The organism is Nonomuraea sp. NPDC003727, assembly GCF_053586935.1.
Genome location: NZ_JBSFNE010000009.1, coordinates 90,912 through 113,290 on the forward strand (window position 1 = coordinate 90,912; position 22,379 = coordinate 113,290).

At 69.6% G+C, this 22,379-nt stretch carries 17 protein-coding genes and 1 pseudogene; 9 read left to right on the forward strand and 9 right to left on the reverse strand.

The window, feature by feature from the left end:
• The first annotated feature begins 53 nt into the window (after nucleotides 1–53).
• Complete coding sequence (mihF, locus tag ACWDLG_RS23315; protein ID WP_354908654.1) at nucleotides 54–368, forward strand: integration host factor, actinobacterial type; 315 nt, start codon at nucleotides 54–56, stop codon at nucleotides 366–368.
• Here the strand turns inward: mihF and ACWDLG_RS23320 are convergent.
• The 3 genes from ACWDLG_RS23320 to ACWDLG_RS23330 form a co-directional block, all read right to left on the reverse strand.
• Nucleotides 349–1,473: a recombinase family protein gene (locus ACWDLG_RS23320; RefSeq protein WP_449923037.1), complete on the reverse strand. Its 1,125-nt coding sequence runs from the start codon at nucleotides 1,471–1,473 to the stop codon at nucleotides 349–351. The genes mihF and ACWDLG_RS23320 overlap by 20 nt on opposite strands.
• Nucleotides 1,474–2,032: 559 nt before the next feature.
• Nucleotides 2,033–2,293, reverse strand: coding sequence for a hypothetical protein (locus ACWDLG_RS23325; RefSeq protein ID WP_449923040.1), 261 nt, complete (start codon nucleotides 2,291–2,293; stop codon nucleotides 2,033–2,035).
• Between the two features lie 164 nt (nucleotides 2,294–2,457).
• Nucleotides 2,458–3,462 carry a tyrosine-type recombinase/integrase gene (locus ACWDLG_RS23330; protein WP_449923043.1) on the reverse strand — a complete coding sequence of 335 codons (1,005 nt, stop codon included), beginning with the start codon at nucleotides 3,460–3,462 and terminating at the stop codon, nucleotides 2,458–2,460.
• A 149-nt stretch (nucleotides 3,463–3,611) separates the two neighbouring features.
• On the opposite strand from ACWDLG_RS23330, the gene ACWDLG_RS23335 reads away from it, so the two are divergent.
• From ACWDLG_RS23335 to ACWDLG_RS23345, 3 genes are all read left to right on the forward strand, one after another.
• Nucleotides 3,612–4,199, forward strand: coding sequence for a DUF5994 family protein (locus tag ACWDLG_RS23335; protein WP_449923046.1), 588 nt, complete (start codon nucleotides 3,612–3,614; stop codon nucleotides 4,197–4,199).
• Nucleotides 4,200–4,320: 121 nt separating this feature from the next.
• Nucleotides 4,321–4,644, forward strand: a complete 324-nt coding sequence (locus ACWDLG_RS23340; RefSeq protein WP_449923049.1) for an STAS domain-containing protein — start codon at nucleotides 4,321–4,323, stop codon at nucleotides 4,642–4,644.
• A gap of 5 nt (nucleotides 4,645–4,649) precedes the next feature.
• A complete protein-coding gene (locus ACWDLG_RS23345) occupies nucleotides 4,650–5,702 on the forward strand; it encodes an acyl-CoA desaturase (protein ID WP_449923052.1) in 1,053 nt (350 codons plus the stop codon).
• A 46-nt stretch (nucleotides 5,703–5,748) separates the two neighbouring features.
• Here ACWDLG_RS23345 and ACWDLG_RS23350 read toward each other — a convergent pair.
• Nucleotides 5,749–8,799: pseudogene (locus tag ACWDLG_RS23350) on the reverse strand (Tn3 family transposase).
• A 544-nt stretch (nucleotides 8,800–9,343) separates the two neighbouring features.
• Here ACWDLG_RS23350 and ACWDLG_RS23355 point away from each other — a divergent pair.
• A complete protein-coding gene (locus ACWDLG_RS23355; RefSeq protein ID WP_354908887.1) occupies nucleotides 9,344–9,445 on the forward strand; it encodes a hypothetical protein in 102 nt (33 codons plus the stop codon).
• 24 nt (nucleotides 9,446–9,469) lie between these two features.
• Here the strand turns inward: ACWDLG_RS23355 and ACWDLG_RS23360 are convergent, their stop codons facing one another.
• Together ACWDLG_RS23360 and ACWDLG_RS23365 are read right to left on the reverse strand one after the other, a co-directional pair.
• Nucleotides 9,470–10,162 carry a response regulator gene (locus tag ACWDLG_RS23360; RefSeq protein WP_306861057.1) on the reverse strand — a complete coding sequence of 231 codons (693 nt, stop codon included), beginning with the start codon at nucleotides 10,160–10,162 and terminating at the stop codon, nucleotides 9,470–9,472.
• Nucleotides 10,159–11,340 (reverse strand): sensor histidine kinase, encoded by a 1,182-nt coding sequence (locus tag ACWDLG_RS23365; protein ID WP_449923056.1) that lies wholly within the window; start codon nucleotides 11,338–11,340, stop codon nucleotides 10,159–10,161. Before ACWDLG_RS23365 ends, ACWDLG_RS23360 begins: the two co-directional genes overlap by 4 nt.
• 268 nt (nucleotides 11,341–11,608) lie before the next feature.
• Between ACWDLG_RS23365 and ACWDLG_RS23370 the strand changes: the two genes are divergently transcribed.
• Both ACWDLG_RS23370 and ACWDLG_RS23375 read left to right on the forward strand, forming a co-directional pair.
• Complete coding sequence (locus ACWDLG_RS23370; protein ID WP_449923059.1) at nucleotides 11,609–12,751, forward strand: serine hydrolase domain-containing protein; 1,143 nt, start codon at nucleotides 11,609–11,611, stop codon at nucleotides 12,749–12,751.
• Nucleotides 12,748–14,970: an MMPL family transporter gene (locus ACWDLG_RS23375; protein ID WP_449923062.1), complete on the forward strand. Its 2,223-nt coding sequence runs from the start codon at nucleotides 12,748–12,750 to the stop codon at nucleotides 14,968–14,970. Before ACWDLG_RS23370 ends, ACWDLG_RS23375 begins: the two co-directional genes overlap by 4 nt.
• A gap of 199 nt (nucleotides 14,971–15,169) precedes the next feature.
• Here ACWDLG_RS23375 and ACWDLG_RS23380 read toward each other — a convergent pair whose 3' ends face one another.
• Nucleotides 15,170–18,238: a Tn3 family transposase gene (locus ACWDLG_RS23380; protein WP_449923065.1), complete on the reverse strand. Its 3,069-nt coding sequence runs from the start codon at nucleotides 18,236–18,238 to the stop codon at nucleotides 15,170–15,172.
• Nucleotides 18,239–18,400: 162 nt separating this feature from the next.
• A complete protein-coding gene (locus tag ACWDLG_RS23385) occupies nucleotides 18,401–18,673 on the reverse strand; it encodes a hypothetical protein (RefSeq protein ID WP_389946704.1) in 273 nt (90 codons plus the stop codon).
• Nucleotides 18,674–18,760: 87 nt separating this feature from the next.
• Between ACWDLG_RS23385 and ACWDLG_RS23390 the strand changes: the two genes are divergently transcribed.
• Entirely contained in the window at nucleotides 18,761–19,069 is a 309-nt protein-coding gene (locus ACWDLG_RS23390) for a Tn3 family transposase (RefSeq protein WP_449923898.1), read from the forward strand.
• Between the two features lie 60 nt (nucleotides 19,070–19,129).
• On the opposite strand, the gene ACWDLG_RS23395 is transcribed toward ACWDLG_RS23390, so the two are convergent.
• Nucleotides 19,130–21,385: a helix-turn-helix domain-containing protein gene (locus ACWDLG_RS23395; protein ID WP_449923069.1), complete on the reverse strand. Its 2,256-nt coding sequence runs from the start codon at nucleotides 21,383–21,385 to the stop codon at nucleotides 19,130–19,132.
• Between the two features lie 163 nt (nucleotides 21,386–21,548).
• Here ACWDLG_RS23395 and ACWDLG_RS23400 point away from each other — a divergent pair, with 163 nt between their 5' ends.
• Nucleotides 21,549–22,373 (forward strand): alpha/beta fold hydrolase, encoded by an 825-nt coding sequence (locus tag ACWDLG_RS23400; RefSeq protein ID WP_449923072.1) that lies wholly within the window; start codon nucleotides 21,549–21,551, stop codon nucleotides 22,371–22,373.
• Nucleotides 22,374–22,379 lie beyond the last annotated feature (6 nt).

The following is a 22,379-nucleotide window of genomic DNA, read 5'->3' on the forward strand; positions in this document are numbered from 1 at the left end:
CTCGCTGGGCTCATGGCGTGGCAGGGGAAAGCTGATGTGCGAGGAGGCCATCCATGGCGGTACCGACGTTGACCCCTGAGCAGCGGGCTGTGGCGGTGGTTAAGGCCGCCGAGGCGCGGAGGGCGCGTAGCGAACTGTTGGCTGGGGTCCGGGCCGGGACGGTCACGGTGGCGCAAGTGTTCGCCCGGGCGGAGGAAGAGATCGTTGTCCAGAAGACGAGGGTCGTTCAGGTGCTGCGAGCGGTGCCTGGTTATGGGCCGGCGAAGGTCGCCGCGTTGATGGCGACGTGCGGGGTCGAGGCGAAGCGACGCGTCGGCGGACTTGAGGAGGCGCAGCGCGAGCGGCTGCTCACAGCGTTTGCGGGGTAGTTCCTGATCCTCCGCCTGGGTCGGCCCGATGGGCGGGCTGCAGGACCTGGTCCTGCAGACGCTGTCGAAGCTCGGCTTGTTCGGGCGTGAGCGGATCGTCTGGGCGTCGGATGCGGGTTCGGCGGGGGCGGGGGATGTGGTCGGCGTCCTGGAGGCTGGCGAAGTTGGCGTGCGCCTGGGCGACGGCCTCGGGGTATGCCTCCTGCTTCTCGTGCTCGGCGAGCGCTCGGTAGATGCTCGCGACGCTGGGGGCCAGGCCCTTGCGTTTGCCGGTGGGGATGATCAGGTCGGGCTGGATCTGCTCGACCGATTCCCCGTTCGCCCGGCGGCGGAGCACGGTGTGCAGCATGTCGTCGGTGATGACGGGCGGCCGGCCGCCGTGCTTGCCCTTGCGGGCCGCCGCGTCGAGTCCTTCGAGGGTCGACTCGCGGACGTTCTCCCGTTCGGTCTCGGCCATCGCCGCGAAGAACGCGAACAGCAGGCGGCCGGGCCCGCTGGGGTCGTACATCCCGGGCAGGGGCCCGGCGAGCATCTCCAGGACCAGGCCGTGCGCGGTGAGGTGATCGGCCAGGGCGGTGAGTTCGGCGGCGTCGCGGCCCAGGCGCTTCATCTCGTAGACGGTGAAGATGACCCGGCAGTGCGGGGCGTGGGCCTTGATCTGGCGGGCCAGCACGAGCGCGGCCTCAAACTGTGGCCTTACGCGCACCCGGGTGCTGATCTTCTCGGAGAAGATCTTCTCGCGGCCGATGCCGTGCGCGGACAGCGCGTCCAGTTGCGATTGCAGCTCCTGAGTGAGCGAGCTGCACCGTGCGTACCCGATGCGGATGTCGGCGGTCGGAGCGTCCGGTGCGAGGGCGAGCGGAACCGGGGTGCCGGGGCGCCACGGCTGGCCGGGTCCGCGGTCGGCGGGGGTCGGCACACGCAGGAGCTTGGCGAGCCGGGGCACCTTGGTGAAGCGGCCGGTGTGGTAGGTGCCTGCGACCGCGCCGGAGCGCGCGCGGCACGGCGAGCCGGGCTCGGCCGTGCAGCGGGGGCAGGGGTGCCGCTCGACCTCGTCGGCATCGCGGTCGGCATCGCTGGGGGATGTCTCTTGAGGGGCCGTCATGCCCATGGATACTTTCACAAACATTTCTCAGAAGTACCCCGAACCCATCTTTGCGTGAGAACGAGTTCTGCGAACCGAACCGGGGCTTCGCGATTCCCGCGCAGCTCTTTTTGATCTTGCTCTGGGAATGGATCGTTTATGAGAACGCCGACAGCAGTCGTCGTCGCCCGCCGTTGCCGAAGGAGTGGCTACGCGCCGTGCCCTGGGCGATGCTCTCCGGTGCGGCACTCAGAGAGATTTGGAACGGAATCCGGCGTTAACACGGATCCCGCTGGTCAGCGGGGTCTCGCTCGCCCACCTGAACGTGGTGAATGCCGGATTCCGTTAGGGCCGGCCGGGTAACAGCCACCCCCGCTTGCGTCACAACGCCGGGCCCCGGCACGCCCGGACCAAAATGCTCACGAACCGCCATTGTCTTGAACAGATCACGGTTCCTTTGATTGGCGTTATGTGCGCCTTTGTCGACGACCGTACCCCGGACGACGATCGGGCACCGGTGGAGATTCGCCGGGACACCGTGAGGCTGGCCGAGGTCAGGGTGCGCCGGGGCAGCCCGCCGCTACAGGTATTGGCCCGCTTCGGCGCTGGCTGTCTTCGACACACGCACCGACACCACGTTGGCGAGGTTGATGACCACGCTGTTCACGTCGGTCTCACGGTCATATCTTGCCCGCATCAGCACGAGGCTGCGCCGCTCGTCCACGGCACGAGCGATCGCCGCTATCGCCTCCGCCTCCTCGCCGAAGTCTCCGCTCATCACGGAGACGTCTTCGCCGCCCATCAGGTGGAATCGTAGGATCAGCGCGATATTCTCAGGCACGGCCGGCTCCTTTCGCCAGGATCCGCAAAGGGATACCTGCCCAGCGTCGAACGCTGTAGGCAACCACCCTCCACCTCCGCCTGCCGTGTCCGGCGGACGCGACGCCCTCCAAGCTGGATACAGGCAGTGACAAACCCGTCATCCACCCCGAACCGGATTTGTGGTCAATGGTCGGCGATGAGGGCGTCCAAGGCGGCGGCCTTGTCTGCCTCGGTCGGCAGGGCGTAACGGCGGGTGGTGTCCAGCGAGCCGTGGCCGAGGAGTTCAGCGACCAGGATGGGGTCTTTGCCGTCGCGGATGAGCTGGGTGGCGAAGGTGTGGCGCAGGACGTGTGGGCTGAAGGGTTCGGTGGGGTCGTCACCCAGGCCGACGGCGTCGCCGAGGCCGGTGATGATGTCGCGGGCGGCGCGGTCGCTCAGGCGGCCGCCACGGTGGTTGAGGAACACCGCGGCGTGGGTGCCGGCCCCCTTCCAATCGGCGCGGGCCTCCAGCCAGTCGGTTAGGGCCTGGCGCAGGTCCGCATGGACGGGCAGCAGGCGGATCTTGCCGCCATCGCGGCCCTTGCCGCGGATGCGCAGTTCGCCCCTGCGGGCCGACAGGCGGACGTCGGCCAGGTCCAGGCCGACGACCTCGGAGATGCGCAGGCCGGCGTAGTAGGGCAGCAGGGCGATGGCCTTGTCGCGCGGGGATGCGGTGAGCTGGACGTGGCGGACGTAGCGGCGGGTGCGCCGGGCGTCCAGGGCGCGGGGGGCGGTGCGGCGCGCGTCGCGTTCGCGGCGGACCTGGGGCTTGCCGAGGCCGCGGCGAGCATAGAAGTCGTCGATGGCCGACAGGTAGGTGTCGATGGTGTTGGGGGCGCGGCGGCCGTTCTTCAGATGCCGGCGGAAGTCGCGTACGGCGCCGGTGGCGGCGATGGGGTCGGTGAGCGGGTCGCCGTCCAGGGCGTCGGCCGCGGCTTGGCCGGCGATCCAGGTCAGGTAGCCGCGCAGCCGGGAGGCGTACTTGGTCTTGGTGGAGTCGGCCAGCGGGGCGCGCGCGAGTGCGGCGGTGTAGCCGGCCAGGACGGCGGCGTGGGGGGCGGGGAGCGGCACGGCCCGCGACCGGCTGGTGTTTCCGGAAGCTGCTCCGGCCGATTGCGTGATCCCTGACAGCGTGTTTCCGGAAGTCACCCGCTCAGTCTACTTCCGGAATTGCGTGATTCCGGAAGTTATGGCGTACACTGAAGGTACCGAGGTCTTTTCGAGCGTTGGCATTCAGGTCTGCGTCGCCCCCGGCGAACCACCACCGGCCTCTTCGGGCCTGGACAGGTCAGGCGACCATGACGCCGACACTTCTTTCTCAACCCGCACCGCTCAGCTCCGCCTCGTCCGCGATCCCTCGGGCCGATTCCGCGCTACGGCTCAGTCTCCGCCCGGTGCCGAATGGGCGAGCGGTGGTGGACGGGGCCTGGTGGCCCTCCTCCCGTGACGCGGCCGCCGAACTGCCCGGCCTCATCGCCGCCGTGGACCGGCTGCTCGATCGGGTCACGCTCCGCGTGGGCCTGCACTGTGATGTGTGGCAGAACATCCCGCGCCGCATCCCGGCGCGCGGGCGTCAGGTGCGCATCGGCTGGTTCCGCCACACCGACCCGCGTGTGATCACTCTTAGCTTCGCCGCCGGCGAGCCGGTCGTCCTGCTGGTCGTCCCTTCGGGTACCGCCGCCGGCGCCGCCGGGGCCACGCTCAAGCTCACCGCCCAGGACATCGCCGGCTTGAGCATCGACGCCATCCTCACCCTCGCGCAGCTGCCACCAGACCCCGCTCCGGGGGCCACGGCCGACGGCTCGGCCCGCTGGGAGGACGAGGGCGGGTCGGTCGTCGGGCAGATGGCGCAGCCAGCCATGGGACGGCCGACAACGTCGCAATGACCCCGTGTGCCGCCTGCCGGCCGGATCGAGCGGTCCTGGCACCGCCCGTACTGGCGGCGGGCCGATCTTCGGCCGGCAGGCATCTCATCACCTTTCAGCTTCTCCCGTGAGGAGACATTCCATGACCGTCATCGACACCGCCCCGCTCGCCGGGGTGAGCGCCTCGGCGCCGACCCTGGTGCATCTGTCGGGGGACATCGACATCTTCACCACAGCCCGGCTGCGCCAGAGGCTGATCAACGCCCTCGACCACAGCACCGACCTGCTCATCGTGGATCTGTCCCAGGTCACCTTCTGCGGGGCAGGCGGGATCGGCGTGCTGGTCGGCGTGCAAGGCCGTGCTCGGACACGGGGCATCACGCTGGCCCTGACCGGCGTTCCCCCGCGCGTGGCCCGGCTGCTGCGCATCACCGGGCTGGACCACCGATTCCCGGTCATGGCGTGACCGGCATGCCGAGCACCACCCGCACCGCCGCCGAGGCGGGCTATGACGGCCATGCGCCGTTCCCCCGCCCCGCTGCGCCCGCGCGGGCCGGCATCGTCCCGGTGACGCTGACCGCGGCGATCGTCATCGCCCCGTTCCTGGCGCTGGGCGCCGGCATCTGGCTGGCGTGGGGAAGCGGGATCACCCTCACCGACCTGCTGCTGGCCGCCGTCTTCTACGTGGTGACCGGGCTGGGGGTGACGGTCGGCTTCCACCGGCTGCTGACCCACCGTTCCTTCACCGCCCGCCCGTGGCTGCGCGTTGTCCTGGCCGTGGCCGGGTCGATGAGCTTTCAGGGCAACCTCATCGACTGGGTGGCCGTCCATCGCCGCCACCACGCCTTCACCGACCGGCCCGGCGACCCGCATTCCCCCTACCGCTACGGCACCGGCCTCGGAGGGCAACTGCGCGGCCTGGCCCACGCCCACCTGGGCTGGCTGCTCTCCGCCGAACCCACCTCGGCCGGGCGGTATGCCCCCGACCTGCTGCGCAACGATCCGGCCATGCTGCGGATCTCGCGCGCCTTCCCCGCCTTGTGCGCCGCCTCCCTGCTGCTGCCGTTCGCGGCGGGCTGGGCGATCAGCGGCGGCCTGTACGGCGCCCTGACCGCGTTCATCTGGGCCGGCCTGGTCCGCATCGCCCTGCTGCAGCACGTCACCTGGAGCGTCAACTCCCTGTGCCACATGATCGGCGAGCGGCCGCACACCACCCGCCGCCACGACCGCTCCACCGACCTGTGGCCGCTGGCCCTGCTGTCCTTCGGCGAAAGCTGGCACAACGGCCACCACAGCCAGCCCAACTGCGCCCGGCACGGCCGCGGCCCTCGCCAGATCGACCCCTCCGCCGCGCTCATCAGCCTGTTCGAACGCCTGCACTGGGCCACCAACGTGCACTGGCAGCCCGCCGACGGCCTCGGCCACCATCGCACGGTGGCCGGCAAACACCCGCTGCGAGGCCTACCGGCTACCCGCCCGGCCGAGGGCCAGGGCGCCGCGGTCCGGCGCAAGCACTCCCGATGATGCCCGTCATCCGCCTCTGACAGGGCCGTTCATCTCCTGCTGGCCGTCAGTCCTCATCGTCGGCGTCGTCGGCGTCAGGTTCACGCAGCGCCCGCCGCCCGCCGCCCAGTTGCGGCCGCTGGAAGGAATACCGGCCGTGCACATTAATGTGTTTCCTGATGAACGGGCTGAGCCGGGCGATGTCGTCATCCAGCACCGGATAGCCCTGCGCGCACAGCTGACGTAAAGCGTCATCGATGTAGACGGTGTTCCACAGCACCAGGCAATTCAGAACAATGCCCAGCGCACCCAATTGGTCCTCCATTCCCTCGTAGTATCGCTGGAACACCTGGCTTTTGCGGCCATGGAAGACCTTCTGCGCCAGATCGTGGCGGCCCTCCTGGAGGTTGCGGATGCCCTTGATGCCGCGCCGCATGCCCTCATCGTCGATCAGCGCCAGCACATGCAAGCTTTTGTAGATGCGGCCGTAGATGTTGATCGCCTCGCCCATCGCGGTCGGCCGGCCGTCGCGTTGCAGCATCCGCACCACGTCGTAGGGGTTGACGGCGCTGGTGTAGATGGAGCCGACCAGACGCAGGATGTCCGGCCACCAGCGGGCGACCTTGCCCAGGTCCAACCGCCCGCGCGCCAGCGCGTTCAACGCCCCGTAGTCGGCGTCGGCCTGCACCCGCCACAGCTTCTGATCGGGCAGATCGGCCAGCGCGGGCCGGTACTCCTTGTCCAGCAGACGCGAGCCCGAATACCAGATCGCTGTAAGATCCGGTATCGGTGACAATCACATCGGCCCGGCGGCCCTCGCCCGAGCCGAAAATGACATCCAGCGCGTGCAGGCAATCCCGGTCACGATTTTCGACGCGATCCCGAACGCCTGATCGTTGATCATATTCAACCAGCTTATTCCGCGCTTCGGACCGAAATACTTCTTATTCGGCCGGGCGTACGCCGACGGCACCGGGACGACGAACCGCATGCCGTCAATGGCCGCGACCAGGCCGCCGCCCAGCGCCTGGGCGAAACCGATCCCGGCCTGCTTGGCGATCAGGTGCGGGTTGGCGGCGGCGTAGTTGTCGGCGCGCAGGTAGGTGTGGTCGACGTAGCCGAGCCGGTGCCGTTCCAGCGCGGGCACGCCCTTGACCGCGATCGGCCCGTAGGTGATGTTCAGCGCTTGGGCGGTCAGGCACGCGGCCACCGTGATGTCCAGGTCGTCCAGGTGCGGGCCGGTGCCGGCGATCGAGGTGAAGGCCTCCATGAACTTCGGGCACCAGCCCAGTACCTCCACGACCGCCTCGGAGATGTCCACCCGCGGCATCATCGCCTCCACCCGCTTGCGCAGGTCGATCAGCGACGGCGGCTCATCGATCGCTTTCACGCTGGCCACGTGGATCTTGCCGTCGTCGTCGATGGTGACAGCGGCATTCGCGGCCAGCCCGGCCCGCACCACCCGGTAGGCGCGATCCAGCCGCTCGGCGTGCTCGGCCAGCAGCCCGGTGGGGTCTTCGGGCAGCCCCAGGTCGGTCAGCACGCTGTCCTTGACCGCCGCCCACGCCGAGCCCTTGAGTAGCTGCGCGTCCGGGTCGCGCCATCGGCTGGAGGCGGGCGCGTAGATCTCGCGGCGTTTGAGATGGCGGTGGAACTGCTCGAGCGCGCAGAACACATACGCGTTACGGTCAACCAGCCCGTCCGTGCGGGCCGGATGGCCGAACACCAGCCGCTTCCACGCACCCGTCACCACCAGCGCATCGATCAGCCGCAGCGGCAGCACCGTGACCGGATGGTGGCGCGAGCGGTAGGCCAGCGCCTCCGGCAGGGCCTTCATTGCGGCCAGCACCCGCGCTCCCTCGGCGTTGGCCTCGAACGCGATCACCGCGGTCAGCAGCTTCACGAACCCCGACACGGTCGCGTACTTGCTCGCCATCTCCGCCCGCCAGCCGCCGTCGTCCTCGGCGTCCGGCGGCGGCACCAGCCCGGTCACGGTGGCCACCGCCGAGCGCAGCTGAGCGCGCGGCACCACCGCGTCGATCATCTCCCACACCTCGAACAGCCGCACGTCCTCGCTCCACCCCTCGGCCTCCAGCAGCACCTCCACCGCCTGGGCCAGCCAGGCCGAGGCCCTGGCCAGCCGGGGATGCTTGACGACCTTCTGCTTGTCGGCCTCCCGCTGCGCGCGCCCCAGCAGCTCCGTCACCATGAGCAGGTCCAGCAGCTCCAGCGTGTCGTCGATGGTCTTGGTCTCCAGCCGCTGCGCGGTGGCCAGCAGCGTGGCCAGCCGCCGCGAGGCGGGATGCTTCTTCAACTGGGAGGAGTGGGCGGTCAGGCCGTAGCGGGCCAGCTCGTCCAGCCGCCGCTGCGGCACCGCCGCATCCAGCTCCAGCCGGCCCAGCTCGGTGCCGCCGATCTTGGCCACCAGATCCAGCGACTTGACGATCTGCGGCCCCGACGCCTTCGACGGGCCGCTCCGCCAGCGCTCCAGATCCGAGACCTTCTTGCCCGGCGGCACCTCCAGCAGCAGGTCCAGCACCGCCCGCTGCTGCGCGCTGAGCAGCGCGACCAGGGTGTCATGCAGCTCCCGCGTGGCGCGTTCCCGCTCGCGCGCCACCAGCCGGGTCAGCGTGCTGATCCCCGGCAGCAGCACATCGTTCTGCCGCAGCCAGCGCACCGCGTACTGGAACAACGCGGTCGGCCCGTCGCCGGTGTTCCACGCGTGCGCCCGCACCTTACCCGCCAGCTCAGCCTCGGCCGAGGCGAAGTCCTTCAGCCCGAACGCCTTGGCGATCTCCCAGGTGTGCTCCAGCCGCGTCTTGTCCCGCTCGGTGTAACGCTTCACGCAGGACGGATCCTCGATCCCCAACTGCGCGGCGACGACGTCCAGGACCTCGTTCGGCACCTCCAGCGGATCAGCCAGAAAGCACCCCAGATAGCGAACGGTCACGAGCTGAAGAGCGAAGCCGCACCGGATGTGCCGGCCACGATGCCCCTTGATCAGGGCCATGTCCTCATTGTCGAGGAAGAAGATCTTCTCCATCTCGGCCCGGGTGGGCGGGCCGTAGTAACGGCCGTACTTCGCCGCTTCTGAGTCGCTCAGGAAGTCGACAGGCATGTACGCAACGTATGACTCAACAGGCACAGGGTCATCAGGGCGACCCAACCGTTACCAACGGCTACCTACCGTCACGCAATGTAGATCAAAGTCGCGCTGTGAAACCGAACCGAATCCGGCGCTGGCCGCGTTCAGAGGCAGCGAAGGGCTCGACTCGCTGACCAGCGGGAACCTCGTTAACGCCGGATTCCGTTCCAAATCTCTCTGACCCCCGGTGCTTCGGCGGGAGCTCGGTGCACGGCAGGGGCGTGACGGTCGGGGCGGCGTCGTTCGCTTTTGGCTGGCCGTTCTTGCGGCTGCGCCGTGTTCTGGCTCCGGCCCCGGATCTTGCGCGATCTTCACGACGTCGAGCCCGGCGGCACGGGCCTGCGTGGACATCCGCGCCTGGATGGACCAGTGAACGAGGCCCCAAGCCGTTCGCGTGGACCAAGACAGCCGAGGAGATCCTCGAATCCCCCGCTCAATATTGCCGACGAATTTCAGGTGGATGACACTAGCCCCAGCTCAGGGCGGTATCCGACGGTAATCCTGCCAGTGCGGGACCCTGGAGGACCTCGCGGGCGCCGCCGTCTTCCTGGCCTCAGCGGAGTCGGTCTGGGTGACGGGCGGTGATCTGGTCGTGGACGGTGGCGACGCGGTGGTGTGAAAGCAACCGCACCGGCAGGCCGCGCTATCCGGTGGGCGGGTTCCCGGTTACCTGGCGGGCGGTGACCAGGCCTGATTCGTAGGCCGCGATGACCGCCTGGGCGCGGTCGCGCACGGAGAGCTTGTCGAAGATGCTGGTGATGTAGTTCTTGACGGTAGAGAGGCTGAGGCCGAGGGCGCGGGAGATCTCGGTGTTGTCGAGGCCCGTGGCCATCAGCCGCCATACCTCGACCTCGCGGGGTGTGAGTTCGTCCAGGCCCGTGGGTGTCGGCCGGGTGCCGTGAGGCGCCCGTACGTAGGTGGAGATCAGCCGGGTGAGCAGGCGTGGAGCGACGGCGGCGTCGCCGGCGTGGACGGTGCGGATCGCCGCGCTCAGGTCCTCAGGTGAGCTGTCCTTGGGCAGGAACCCGTAGGCTCCGGCGCGCAGGGCGCCCACGAGGTACTCGTCCATGTCGAAGGTGCTGAGGGCCAGGACCCGGCTGCCGGGCACGGTGGAGGCGAGTTCCCTGGTCGCGCCGACTCCGTCGAGGACGGGCATCCTGATGTCCATCACCACGACGTCGGGGCGTAGTTGGCGGGCAAGGGTGACGGCCTGCGCGCCGTTCTCGGCCTCTCCCACGACCTCGAAGGACGGGTCGGGGGAAAGGATCAGCGACAGGCCGCGCCGTACCAGCAACTGGTCGTCCACGATCAGCACTCTGATCGGCGGCGCGGTCATGGGTGCGCCCCTTCGTGCTGGACGGCCTCGTCCGTGGTCAGCGGCAGGTCGGCCACCACGGCGAACCCACCGTCGGCCTGCGGGCCCGCGGTGAGGGTGCCGCCGTGCAGGGCGACGCGTTCGCGCATGCCGATCAGGCCGTATCCGCCGGCGCGCGCCCCCTCCTGTGGCGGGCTGCCCCCGCCGTCGTCGCGTACTTCGATGGTGACTCGATCCTGACGGTAGGTCAGCTTCATGGACGCGCGGGCTGTCCCCGCGTGCTTGCGGGTATTGGTGAGGGCCTCCTGGGCGATCCTGAACACTGTGAGGCCGATGGTCGGCGGCAACGGGCGCCACTGTCCGTGGACGCTGAACTCGGTCGGCACTCCGGCGAGGCGGGATTCGGTCGCCAGGCGGTCGAGGTCGTCGGCGTCCGGCTGGGGCTGGGACGGCGCGGCCGGGGGTTCGTCGCCGTCCCGTAGGACGTCCAGGAGCTGGCGCATCTCGCGCAGCGCGAGCCGCCCGGAGGACTCGAGGGTGACCAGGGCGTCCTTGACCACCTCCGGTTCTGCGAGGTTGGCCCGCGCTCCGCCGGCCATCAGCTGCATGGTGGTGATGTGGTGGGCCACGATGTCGTGCAACTCCCGTGCGATGCGGCGGCGTTCGTCGGCCACCGCACGGTCGGCGAGGAGTCTGCGGTTGGCGTCCACTTCCCGCTGCCAGCGGTTCATCGCCATGGCGGCGCCGACGACGATCAGGGTGGTGAGGGGCGGGGTGATCGCGTCCTGCCAGGGCGGAATGCGGCCGTTGCTCTGGCTCAGCAGCGTCACCGCTACCGTGACGACGGCCGCGAGCGCCGTCACGCGGCCGGGGCAGGCCCTGGCGACCGAGTACAGGGCGACCACCAGCACGGCGCCGAAGTGCCAGGGCAGCGGCACGGTCAGGGTGGCAGTCGCGTCGAGTGCCAGGACGGCGGCGAGCGTCGCCACCGGGTAGCGACGCCGGGCCAGCAGCGGCAGGGCTGTCAGCGCGACGAAGAGGAACCCGGTCACGCTCACGGTGTGCCGGCCGTCGGAGGCGTTGAAGAACACGTAGCTGAGCAGGTTCATCACGCAGGCGCCGCCGATCACGAGCGCGTCGTTACGGCTCCACGGCAGCTCCCGGGCATCGCCGGACCCGACGTATCGGCTCCTGGACATGTCTGACTTCCCCCTGTACCAGGCCTCTTGGCCCCCGAACCAGGGTTGCACAGCAGTCGGAATGCTCTCACCGCGCGGACCCGGACTAGGACCAGGGTCCTGGTCGCGGCCGCGGGGGAGGACTCAGGGCCCCGGTCAGGATCATCCGCTGCCAGGAGGTTCGCTGCTCTTCTGACTGATGGTCTGGATACCGGCCGGGAACCCCGGCGCCAGGTGAATCTGCCAGGAGGCAAAAATGAGTGTTGGCCAGCGCCGATTCCATGCGGTCGTGGCGACAACGGCCGTGGCCGTGTCGGCCGGTGTGCTGGCGGTGAGCCCGGCGCACGCTTCTTCCCCCGGTTACGACCGGGCGGCCCTGCAAGCGGACCTGGACGCGATCCGCGACGCCGGCACGCTGGGAGTGCAGGCTCGGGTGCTCTCGCCCCGCGCCGATCTGGCCGCATCCAGTGGTACGGCGGTGCTGGGCCGTCAGGTGCCGGTCCCGAGCGGCGGGCATTTCCGGATGGGCAGCAACACCAAGACCTTTGTCGCCGCCGTGATCCTGCAGCTCGAGGCGGAAGGGCGGCTCTCCGTCAACGACAGCGTCGAGCGGTGGCTTCCCGGGCTGGTGCGCGGCAACGGCAACGACGGGCGCGCGATCACCGTCAAGCACCTGCTCCAGCACACCAGCGGCCTGCACGACTCCGTAGGCGACATTGAGAAGAAGATGCACACGGAGCGGGGTTACCGCACTTACCGGTTCCTGCGCATGAGCCCGCGGCGGCTGGTGGCGCTCAGCGTCGGCCATCGACCGCTGTTCGCCCCCGGCTCCCGCTGGAGCTATTCCAACATCAACTACACCTTGGCCGGGATGATCATCGAGAAGGCCGTCGGCAACTCCTGGCGCGAGGAGGTGACGCGCCGGATCATCAAGCCGCTGAAGCTGCGGAACACGACCCTGCCCGGCGACTCCCCGCTCCTGCCCAAGCCGCACATGCAGTCCTACACCGAGGACGCCAAAACCGCGCGCCCGTTCCGCTCCACCCTGCTCAGCCTCGGCTGGGCCGGCGCGGCGGGCGAGGCCGTCACCACCACAGAAGACCTGGCCAGGTTCTGGCGTGCACTGCTGGGCGGGCAGGTGGTGTCGCAGCAACAGCTGAAGAAGATGATGACCACGGTCCCCGTCGGCGTGCCCGGCAGGGAGTTCGGGCTGGGTATGGCCAAGCAGCGACTGAGCTGCGGAGTCACGGCCTGGACGCACCCCGGCGGCACCCCCGGGTTCATCACCGACAACGCCGTCACCCAGGACGGCCGTACCAGCGTGATCGTCTCCCGGACCACCTACCCCGGCACGCGAGAGCAGGGCCAGGCTACGGCCCGCCTGATCGACAACGCACTCTGCGCCGCCTCCGTCCGCAGGAGCACGTCGTGATCCGCGCCTTGACCGGATATTCCACCAGACACCCATGGAAGGTCATCGCCCTCTGGGCGGTGCTGGGCGTCGCGTTGAGCGCCCTGACCCCGACCCTGTTCGACCGGGTCACCCAGAACCAGACCGGGGACTTCCTGCCTCGCAGCTACGACTCGGCCGCCGCCCTGAACATCGCCAAGGAGCGGTTCGGGGTGAATCCCGACGCGACCACGGTGACGGTGCTGGTCGCCCGCTCCGACGGCAAGGCCCTCAACGCCGCTGACCAGGAGCGGGTCGAGGCCGAGGCGGCGAAGCTGGCCAAGCGCCGGGTGATCATGCCAAGGGAGGACGACGGTCCGCAGCAGTACCTGGTCCCCGACCGCTCCCAGACCCCCACGATCGCCCCGGCGATGACGGCGCCCGACCGGAGTTTCGAGCTGCTCTCCGTCGAGCTGATCGGCAATCGTGCGGATAGGGGCGTCCAGGGCGTCTACCGGACCTTCAGGGACGCCGCCCGGACGCAGTTCTCAGAGGCGGGGATGCGTACCGGTTTCACCGGGCCTCTCGCCGACGCCGTCGACACCGTCGATTCCCGCAAGATCGCCACGACGGTCGGGGGCGGGCTCATCACGGGGCTCATCATCCTGCTCAACGTGCTGGTGTTTCGCAGCGTGCTGGCGGCCCTGCTGCCGTTGCTCGCGGTCGCCCTGATCGGCTTCGTGGCCGCGGGTGCCGTCGCGGGCGCCGCGATGATCAGCGGGCTCAAGCTCGACGCGAGCACCCCCGGGCTGATCAACGTGGTCTTGTTCGGCATTGGCATCGACTACCTGTTGTTCCTGCTGTTCCGCTTCCGCGAGGCACTGCGGGCCAGGCCCGAGCAGTCAGCCCGCGAGGTGGCCGGGCAGGTCTCCGGCCGGGTGGGCACCGCGATCACCTCGGCGGCGCTGACCATCGTGGCCGCCTTCGCCACGCTGGGACTGGCGACCTTCGGGCAGTTCCGCTCGATGGGCCCCGCGATCGCCGTCGCGATCCTGGTGATGCTGCTCGGCAGCCTCACCCTGCTGCCGGCGCTGCTCGCGGCCACCGGCCGCAAGATGTTCTGGCCCTCCAGCACGGCCTTGCACCGCGAGACGCGCGAGGGCCGTGCCGCCCGCTTGGGTGAGCTGGTCACGCGACGCCCGCTGATGATGCTGACCGCCTCTGTCGCCCTGCTCGCCGCACTGGCCGCCGGGCTGATCGGCATCCGCATGGACTACGGCCAGGGCAGCCCCGGCACCCAGACCCCCGCCGCAGCCACCGCGGCCGAGATCTCCCATGCGCTGCCGGCCGGCGTGTCGGACCCGACGAGCGTCTTTGTTACCTCCAAGGACGACGGCGCCCTCACCGCCGACCGGCTGGACGGTCTATCCCGTGCGCTCACCCAGGTCAAGGGTGTGGGCCGAGTCGCGAAGACCGTCCTGAACAAGGACCACCGCGCCGCCAGGATCGACCTCTATCCGACCGCGGACCCGCAGAGCCAGCAGGCCCGCGACCTGGCCTCCGGACCGATCAGGGCCACGGTCGCCCAGCACACGCCCGCCGGGACGACGGCACACGTGGGCGGGACCCCGGCGATCATCGCCGACATCTCGACGGCCGTCGAGCACGACCTCACGATCGTGTTCCCGGTCGCGGCCGCGCTGATCGCGCTGATCCTCCTGCTGCTCCTGCGCAGCCTGCTCGCGCCGGTGATCCTGATGCTCTCCGTCGGGCTCGGCTTCGCCGCCACCCTCGGCACCGCCACCCTGCTGTTCCAGCACATACTCGGCAAGCCGGGCGTCAGCTTCACCCTCCCGCTCGTGTTGTTCCTGTTCGTCGTCGCCCTGGGCACCGACTACAACATCCTGATCACCGACCGGATCCGGGAGGAGATGCAGCGACCAGGTCCGGCCCGCGCCGCCGTGGCCCGCGCCGTACGGCACACGACACCGGCCATCACGACGGCCGGCGTGGTGCTAGCCGCTTCCTTCGCCAGCCTCGCCACGTCCTCGGGCAACGAACAGATCGCCTTCGCGATGACGCTGGGCATCATGGTTTCCGCGCTTGTGGTGTCGCTAGTGCTGGTCCCCGCACTCGCCGCACTGCTCGGTCGGGCCGTCTGGTGGCCGGTCCGCCCTCGACCTACCACGAACCCGCAGGACCGTGCGCCCGAACCCGCCCCGGAACCCGACCGGGCCCCAGCCTCTTGGGGCTCGCCATAGCCGCCGCCCCTGACGGCATGGAAGGGGTACGGCCGGAGTACGCCAGAAACACACCGCTTGGTGCAGGTATCTCGCCTGGTGTCAGCAGCCGTGTCGTCGTGCTCGGAGGTGATGCGGGCAGAGGTCTCCCGCCGAGACTGTTCCGACCCGAGGGAAAGCGCGTACGGTACAAACGGTTCCGGTGCAGGTTCACCCCCGATTACCGCTGACCGGGGGTGCGCAGCGGCCGGAAGTTGCCCTCGCGCACAGCCTCGGGCAGGGAGAAGTTGTAGCGGCCCAGGAAGTTGAGCCACTCGAAGCCGAGCGGGGACAGGCGGGCGATATCGGCGGTGGCTATCTTCTTGCCCTCGGCGCGGATCTGTTCCAGCGCGCGGGCCGTATAGACGGTGTTCCACAGAATGCAGACGTTGGTTAGCAGGCCCAACGCCCCTAGTTGATCTTCCTGCCCTTCCTTGTACCTCTGGCGTAGCTCGCCTTTCTGCCCGTGGAAGATCTTGCGGGCCAGGGTGTGGCGGGCTTCTTGCCGGTTCAGCTGGGTGTTGACCCGCCGGCGCAGCAGTTCGTCGTTGAAGTAGGAGGCCAGGTAGACCGAGCGATCCAGCTTGCCCAGCTCCATCAGAGCGCGGCCGATCGGGGTGGGGGTGCCGCCGCCGGTCAGGTAGCGAAACAGCTCGGCCGGGCGGACCGCACCGGTCTGCAGGGAGCCGGCCACGCGCAGCAGGTCGTCCCAGTGGTCGTTGATGAGGCCGATGTTCACCCGGGTTTTGATCATGGTGTTGAGGCGGCCGTAGAAAGCAGCAGGGTCAGCCCGGTACAGGGTTGAGCTGCCGACGTCAGCCAGGCGCGGGGAGAACTGCCAGCCCAGCAGCCGGAAGACGCCGAAGGCCAGCTCCGAGGCGCCGGCGGTGTCGGAGACGATCTCGGTGGGCCGCAGCGAAGTCTCCTGTTCCAGCAGGCCTTCCAGGATGTAGTACCAGTCCTTGGGGGTGCCGGGGATGACGATGCCATGGAAGCCGGTGAACTGATCGGAGGTGAAGTTGTAGTAGGTGACGCCGCGCGCGCCTTTGCCCTTGCCGAAGTACTTCGTGTTCGGCCCAGCGTTGATGGTCTTGACCGGGACGACGAAGCGCAGCCCGTCGGCCGAGGCCAGTTCGCCGCCGCCCCAGGTCTGCACGATCTCCTGGGTGGCGTGGTAGTCGACCAGGGTGGCGTTGGCGGCGGTCAGCGTGGCGGCGCGGATGTAGTTCCGCTCGGCCCAAAACAGCCGGTCCAGAGCGAGCGCCGGTTCGTGGTCGCTGGCCATGGGCCGCATCCCGACATTCATGGCCTGGGCGACCAAGACGGCCGCGATCGACTTGACCATGTCCTCTCGCCGGGAGGGCGCCTCGCCGGACACGTGAGTGAAGGCGCCCAGGCAGCCGGTCCACGAGTGCACTTCCAGCAGCACTTCGGGCAGGTCGACGACGGGCATGCGGGCCTCGACGTCGGCGCGTAGCGCGGTCAGTGAGGCGGGTTCGTCCAGCGCTTCCAGCCCGGTCAGGACGAGGTGATCCTTGCCTTCGGGGGATTTTTCGATGCGCAGCCACTCGTTGCGCACCGATTCCTCGCCCGACAGGCCCGCGGCCAGCTGCTTGTAGGCGAAGTCCAGGGTGCGCGCCCACCGCTGCGTGTCGGCGCCCGGCTCGGCCGACAGGCCCAGGTCGCGGCAGACCATGGCGCGGGCTTTGTCCCAGGCCGCTCCGGCCAGCAGCCCGGCGGTGGGGTCGCCCCATTTGGGCAGGCCGGGCACGAACACCTCGTGGCGGCGCAGGCACTCGCGTAGCCGCTCGACAGTGGCCACCGTGTAGGCCAGCGTGTTGACCTCGCCAGCCTTCTCCCCTCGCTTGGGGAAGACCCGCCGGTGCCAGGCCGAACTCAGGTGCGCCGACGGCACCTCATCCGGGCGCACGGGGCTGTGGCGCCGTTCCAGGCCTTTGAGGAAGTCGATCGCCTCCAGCAGCTCAAAGCCGCGGCGCGCGCCCTGCCCGCCGCCGGAGCGACCGGCTTCGGCCGCGCCGGCGTGGAAGTCGATGACCTTCAGCAGCTTGGTCAAGAACCGGCGGATGGTGGCGTAGCGCTGCAGCAGCTGGTCGTGGAAGTCCTCATCGGGCTCTTGGGCGAGCTCGCCGATGACCTCGGCCGCGGCGTGGATGGCCAGCAGGTCCATGCCGTCCAGCGCGGCCCGCACATCACCGTCCGGGTCGGCGGCCACATCCCGGATCGCCAGCCACACCTCGCGCAACACGATCGCGGCGCTGTCCAGGTCCTTGAGCGTGCGCAGCCGCTCCTTGCCCGCCTTGAACGCCGACGTCCGCACCAGATCACCCATCGCCAAGTCGAACACCTCGATCGCCTCATCAGCTGAGACCGGCTCCATCACCGCGGCGAAGGCGACCAGGGTGGCCAGCTTGCGATCCCCAGCCAGGTCGGCGACCGCCTTGGCCCTGGCGGCCTTGGCGAAACGGGCCAGCGCGGCGACCTTCCCGGCCGGGACCGCCGATAGATCCCACGCTGAGGCGCCCAGGCCGCGTAACTCCACATGCCGCTCCAGCGCCTTGCCCACCCCGGCGCCGGACACGTCGGTCGGGCTCTTGCGCAGCCGGTCCAGGCCCGAGATCCGCCGTCCCTCGGCCACCGTGACCAGCTCTTCCAGCGCGTCCTTCTGGTTCGGGCTGGGCAGCGAGGCCAAGATCTTGTACTGGCGCAGCGCGACCCGCTCACGGATCTCCGACACCAGTCGTTCCACCGTGCTGATGCCGGGTAGCAGAATCTTCGCCTCGACCAGGCGGTGGGTGAGAAGGTCCAGCAGCACGATCGGGCGTTCGTTATTCGACCAGGCCCGCCGGTAGATCCAGCACGCCAGCGCAAACGCGTGCTCCTCGAACACCTCAAAGCCGTAGGCCTCACGGATCTGCTTCTGGTGATCCCAGCGCGCCTCCTTCTCCCCGTACCCCTTCAGCGCGGAGGCGTCCAAGCCGAGTTGCTCGGCGACGTAGTCGACCACCACGGCGGGCACGTCCTCGGGATCGGTCAGGAAGCAGTTCAAGAACCGAGCCGTCCCGAGCTGGACGGCATAGCCGAGCTGGTTGCGGGCCCCGTTGGCGGCCATCGCCCGCCGCCGGTCAGCGGCTTCCAGGTGGAAGAACCCGCCCAGCTGGGTGAAGTCGGGGACCTCGTTGAACCTGCCCCACCGGCCACGCTGGTCCTCGGTGAGGAAGTTGACCGGCATCACGCACTCCCGCTGCTCGTGGGCCAGGCCGGGTCACCGGCCCGCTATCAGCTGAAAGTGTGGCACCTAAATGATCTTCGAGATGTCCGGCCAGAGCTCGCCGAGATATTGATCATGAAATGTAATGTTCGCCGTTCCCCGATCTCGCCATCCCAGCGAGGTTCAGGAGGGCCCCGGAGCGGGCGACAGCTCGGCCAGCATGCGCCGTACCTGCTCGTGTGACATCCCCACCTGCCGGCCGATCCGCCGCAGTCCCCACCCCTCATCCCGCGCATCGGCCATCGCCTGCGCCGAGGCCGCCGCCACCACGCCTTCCAGCATCACCCGCAGCTCCGCCAGCCTGGCCAGCCTGATCGCCGGCGCCACCCCCACCAGCTCCGCGCAGAACCGCTCAACATCCGCCCGGACGAACGCCACGCCCTCAGACTCCGCCATCGGGCAAGACTTGCCTGCTCAAGCCCCACTGTCAACAAATGTGACAGTAAGCCCGGTTCGCCGTACCGCTCCTACTCGGGGCCCGACCTGACCGGCGACGACCGCGAAAGCGTCGAAGTGTCCGCCCTCGCACTCCACCTGGTCCAGGCCGCGATCGTCTACTTGAACACCCGCATGGTGCAGATCGTCCTGGCCGAACCGGCGTGGGCCAAGAAGCTCACCGATGCCGACCGGCGCGGCCTTTCGGCCCTGTTCTGGACCCATCTGAACCTGTACGGCAAGTTCGAGCTCGACATGAGCAAACGGCTTGACCTCGGTCCCGACCTGGACACCCCAGACCCCGCCAGCCCGGCCCGAGAGCCGGGTCCGGAGTTGGAGGCGGGCCAGGGCGCCTGACCACGCGAGCGGAGCCGCCACTGAGGGCTGCAGCCGGGCCGTCTGCGTCGCTGGACGCGTTCACCGCTCGGGTAGATCGGCCAGCTCCTGGATCACCTCGGCCACGGTTGCGGTCTCGCTGGTCGTTTCGAGGATCCGCCGCGCCTCTTCCAAAGCCTGGCGTGCTTCCTCGAAGCGGCCAGTCTTGGTCAACGCGACTCCCAGGTTGCGGTGCGCACGCCCCAGGACCACGGCGATGGGGTGCGCGCTCAGCTCAGGCAGCGCTTGCTGGAAGGCGTCGATCGCCTCGTCCCATCGTTCCGTCTCGGCGTAGGCCCTTCCCATGTCGTGCAGCGTCACGCCGATGCTGTAGGCCACGATCGACGGATCGCCGCCGTAGCCGGGCTCCCGTAGGGTGGCCAGGCAAGCCCGGCCCTGCTCCAGCACCTCTTCCATCCGCCCCAGCCGGCCCAGCGACACCATGACGGTGGTCGCGGCCTGTGGGTAGCCCTCCGGGTCTCCAGCCCGGCGCAGAAGGTCTGCGCTCTGGCGGGCGTATTCCAGCGCGCTTTCCTGCCTGGTCGGCTCCAGCTGCTCGGCCCACGCGGCGTAGAGCAGGGCCCAGCCCTGCTGGCGTTCGTCGCCCGCGGCCCGCGCCAGCTCCACTGCCCGCAACGCGGCCGTCCGCCCCTCCGCTTCGCGGGCTTCGCAGAAGATCAGCGCCCACGACAGGTAGCCGAGGTGCACCGATTCCTGGAGCTGGTCGCCCATGGCCCGCGCTGCGTCGGAGGACAATTCGAAGATCTCGCGCCAGTGGCCCCAGGACATCCACTGGTCGGAGAACCAGTGCATGGATTCGGCCACTTCGACGACCGTCGCGTGCTCGCCCTGATGGGCCGCCGAGCGCAACGCCTCCAGCCAGGCCGTCCCTTCCTCCCGCAGCCAGTTGCCGGCCTCCTCCCGGCTGCCGAGCTCGATGAGGGAACGCCAGCCGGGAGGGGGCGCGCCGTACCCCGGCTCGAACCAGCGTCCCGCCACGACCGCCATGTCCAGCAGCCAGCTCTCCATGCGCCGTCGCGCGCCGTGCTGCGCCTCGATCGACTCCTCCTTGGCCAGCTGTGCGCGGGCGTACAGGCGGACCAGGTCGTGGAAGCGGTAGCGGGCGACGTACGGCGACTGCAGCAGGCCCAGCTCGACCAGCTCTTCCAGCGCGTCCTCGGCCTCCTCCGGCTCCGTCTCGCTCAAGATCGCGGTCAGCGCCACCCCGAAGTCCGGCGCCGCGGCGAGCGCCAGGCGACGGAAGACCAGGCGGGCCGTACCGGACAGCTGCTCGTAGGAGAGCGCGAACGCCGCGGCGACGGCCAGGTCGCCGGCCGCCAGGGACTCCAGCCGTCGTTCCTCGTCGTCCAGCCGTCCGGCCAGCTGGCTGGGCGTCCACCCGGGCCGGCTCTGCAGGCGGTTGCCGACGATGCGCACGGCCAGCGGCAGACGGCCGGAGAGCTCGGCCAGCCTGGCCAGGCCGGTCGCGTCCGACCCGGAACGTTCCTCGCCCACGATCGCGCGCAGCAGGCCGACCGTCTCCTCGCCGGACAGCGGAGCCAGCGGGATCTGCCGCACGCCCTCCAGCCCGGCGAGGGTCCTGCGGCTGGTGACGATGGCCATCGCGGCGCCGTCCGGCGGCAGCAGCGGGCGGACCTGGCTCTCGTGGGCGACGTTGTCGAGGACGATCAGGCAGCTGCGCTCGCGCAGCAGCACCCGGTAGTGCCCCGCCCGCTCCTCCTCCTCGCCCGGGATCGCGTTCTCCGGGACGCCGAGAGCCTTGAGCAGCCGCGACAACGCCACCGCGGGAGGCAGGGGCGTGGCGTCCATGCCGCGCAGGTCGAGGTAGTAGCGGCCGTCGGGGAACAGGCCGGCCAGCTGCCCGGCGGCGTGCACGGCCAGGGCAGTCTTGCCGATGCCGCCGGTGCCGGAGACGGTGGCGATGCTCGCGGCCGGGGCGCCGGCCTGCTCGGCCAGCCGGCGCAACTGGAGCAGTTCGGCGGCTCGTCCAGTGAAGTCGCCCACGCCGCGCGGCAGCTCGCACGAACCCGGCGCGGGACCCGTCGGCCTCGGACGGCCCGCCTTCGCGGCGTCGGTCAGCGCCGTCCGCCGCTCGCCGTCGAGCTTGAGCGCGTCGGCCAGAGCATCCACCGTGCGCCGTTGCGGGCCGCGGCTGTGGCCGCGCTCCATGTCGCTGATCGCCCGCGCGCTCACGCCCGACACAGCGGAAAGCTCTTCGAGCGTCAGCTCTGCCTCTTGCCGCAGCCGCCGTAAGAGCAGACCGAACTCACTGACCATGCATCCTCCCCACTGACGATGAATCTACGGCTTGCGCCAGTTGTGGATCAACGTGTCCGGATCGTGGATCCGCGCTACTTCTGCATGCGGTTCTGCATGGTCGCCCCACGGCCACGCGACTTGGATGAAGACCACAAAGCCCACGTCAACCAAGGAATCCGACATGCCTTACGTGACCACCAGCGACGGAGCCTCGATCTTCTACAAGGACTGGGGAACCGGCGGCTCGCCGGTCCTGCTCAGCCACGGCTGGCCGCTCAACTCCGACGCCTGGGAAGCGGCCGCCCTTTTCCTCGCCGAGCACGGGCACCGCGCCATCGCCCACGACCGGCGCGGGCACGGCCGCTCGGCGCAGACCTGGCACGGCAACGAGATGGACACCTACGCCGACGACCTGGCCTGCCTGATCGAGCAGCTCGACCTGCGCGACCTCACCTTGGTCGGGCACTCGACCGGGGGCGGGGAGGTAGCCCACTACCTCGGCCGGCACGGCAGCGACCGCGTCTCGAAGCTGGTGCTGGTGTCGGCCGTGCCGCCGCTGATGCTGCGCAGCGAGGACAACCCCGAGGGCCTGCCGGTCGAGGTCTTCGACGCGATCTGCGCGGGCGAGGTCGCGAACCGGTCGCAGCTCTACCGTGACCTGGCCGACGGCCCGTTCTTCGGGCACAACCGCAGGCAGGACGTCCCTCAGGGCTTCCGGGACGCGTTCTGGCTGCAGAGCATGGCGTGCGGGCACCGGGGCGCGTACGAGTGCATCGCGGCCTTCTCCGCCACCGACTTCCGGCCGGACCTGGCCAAGATCGACGTTCCCACCCTGGTCATTCACGGTGACGACGACCAGATCGTGCCGTTCGAGGTCGGGGGCAAGCGCTCGGTCGACATGATCAACGGCGCCGTCCTGAAGGTGTACGAGGGCAGCGGGCACGCCCTGCCCGACACCGACCGCGACCGCCTGCACGCCGACCTGCTCGCCTTCGTGAACTCCTGAGGAGCA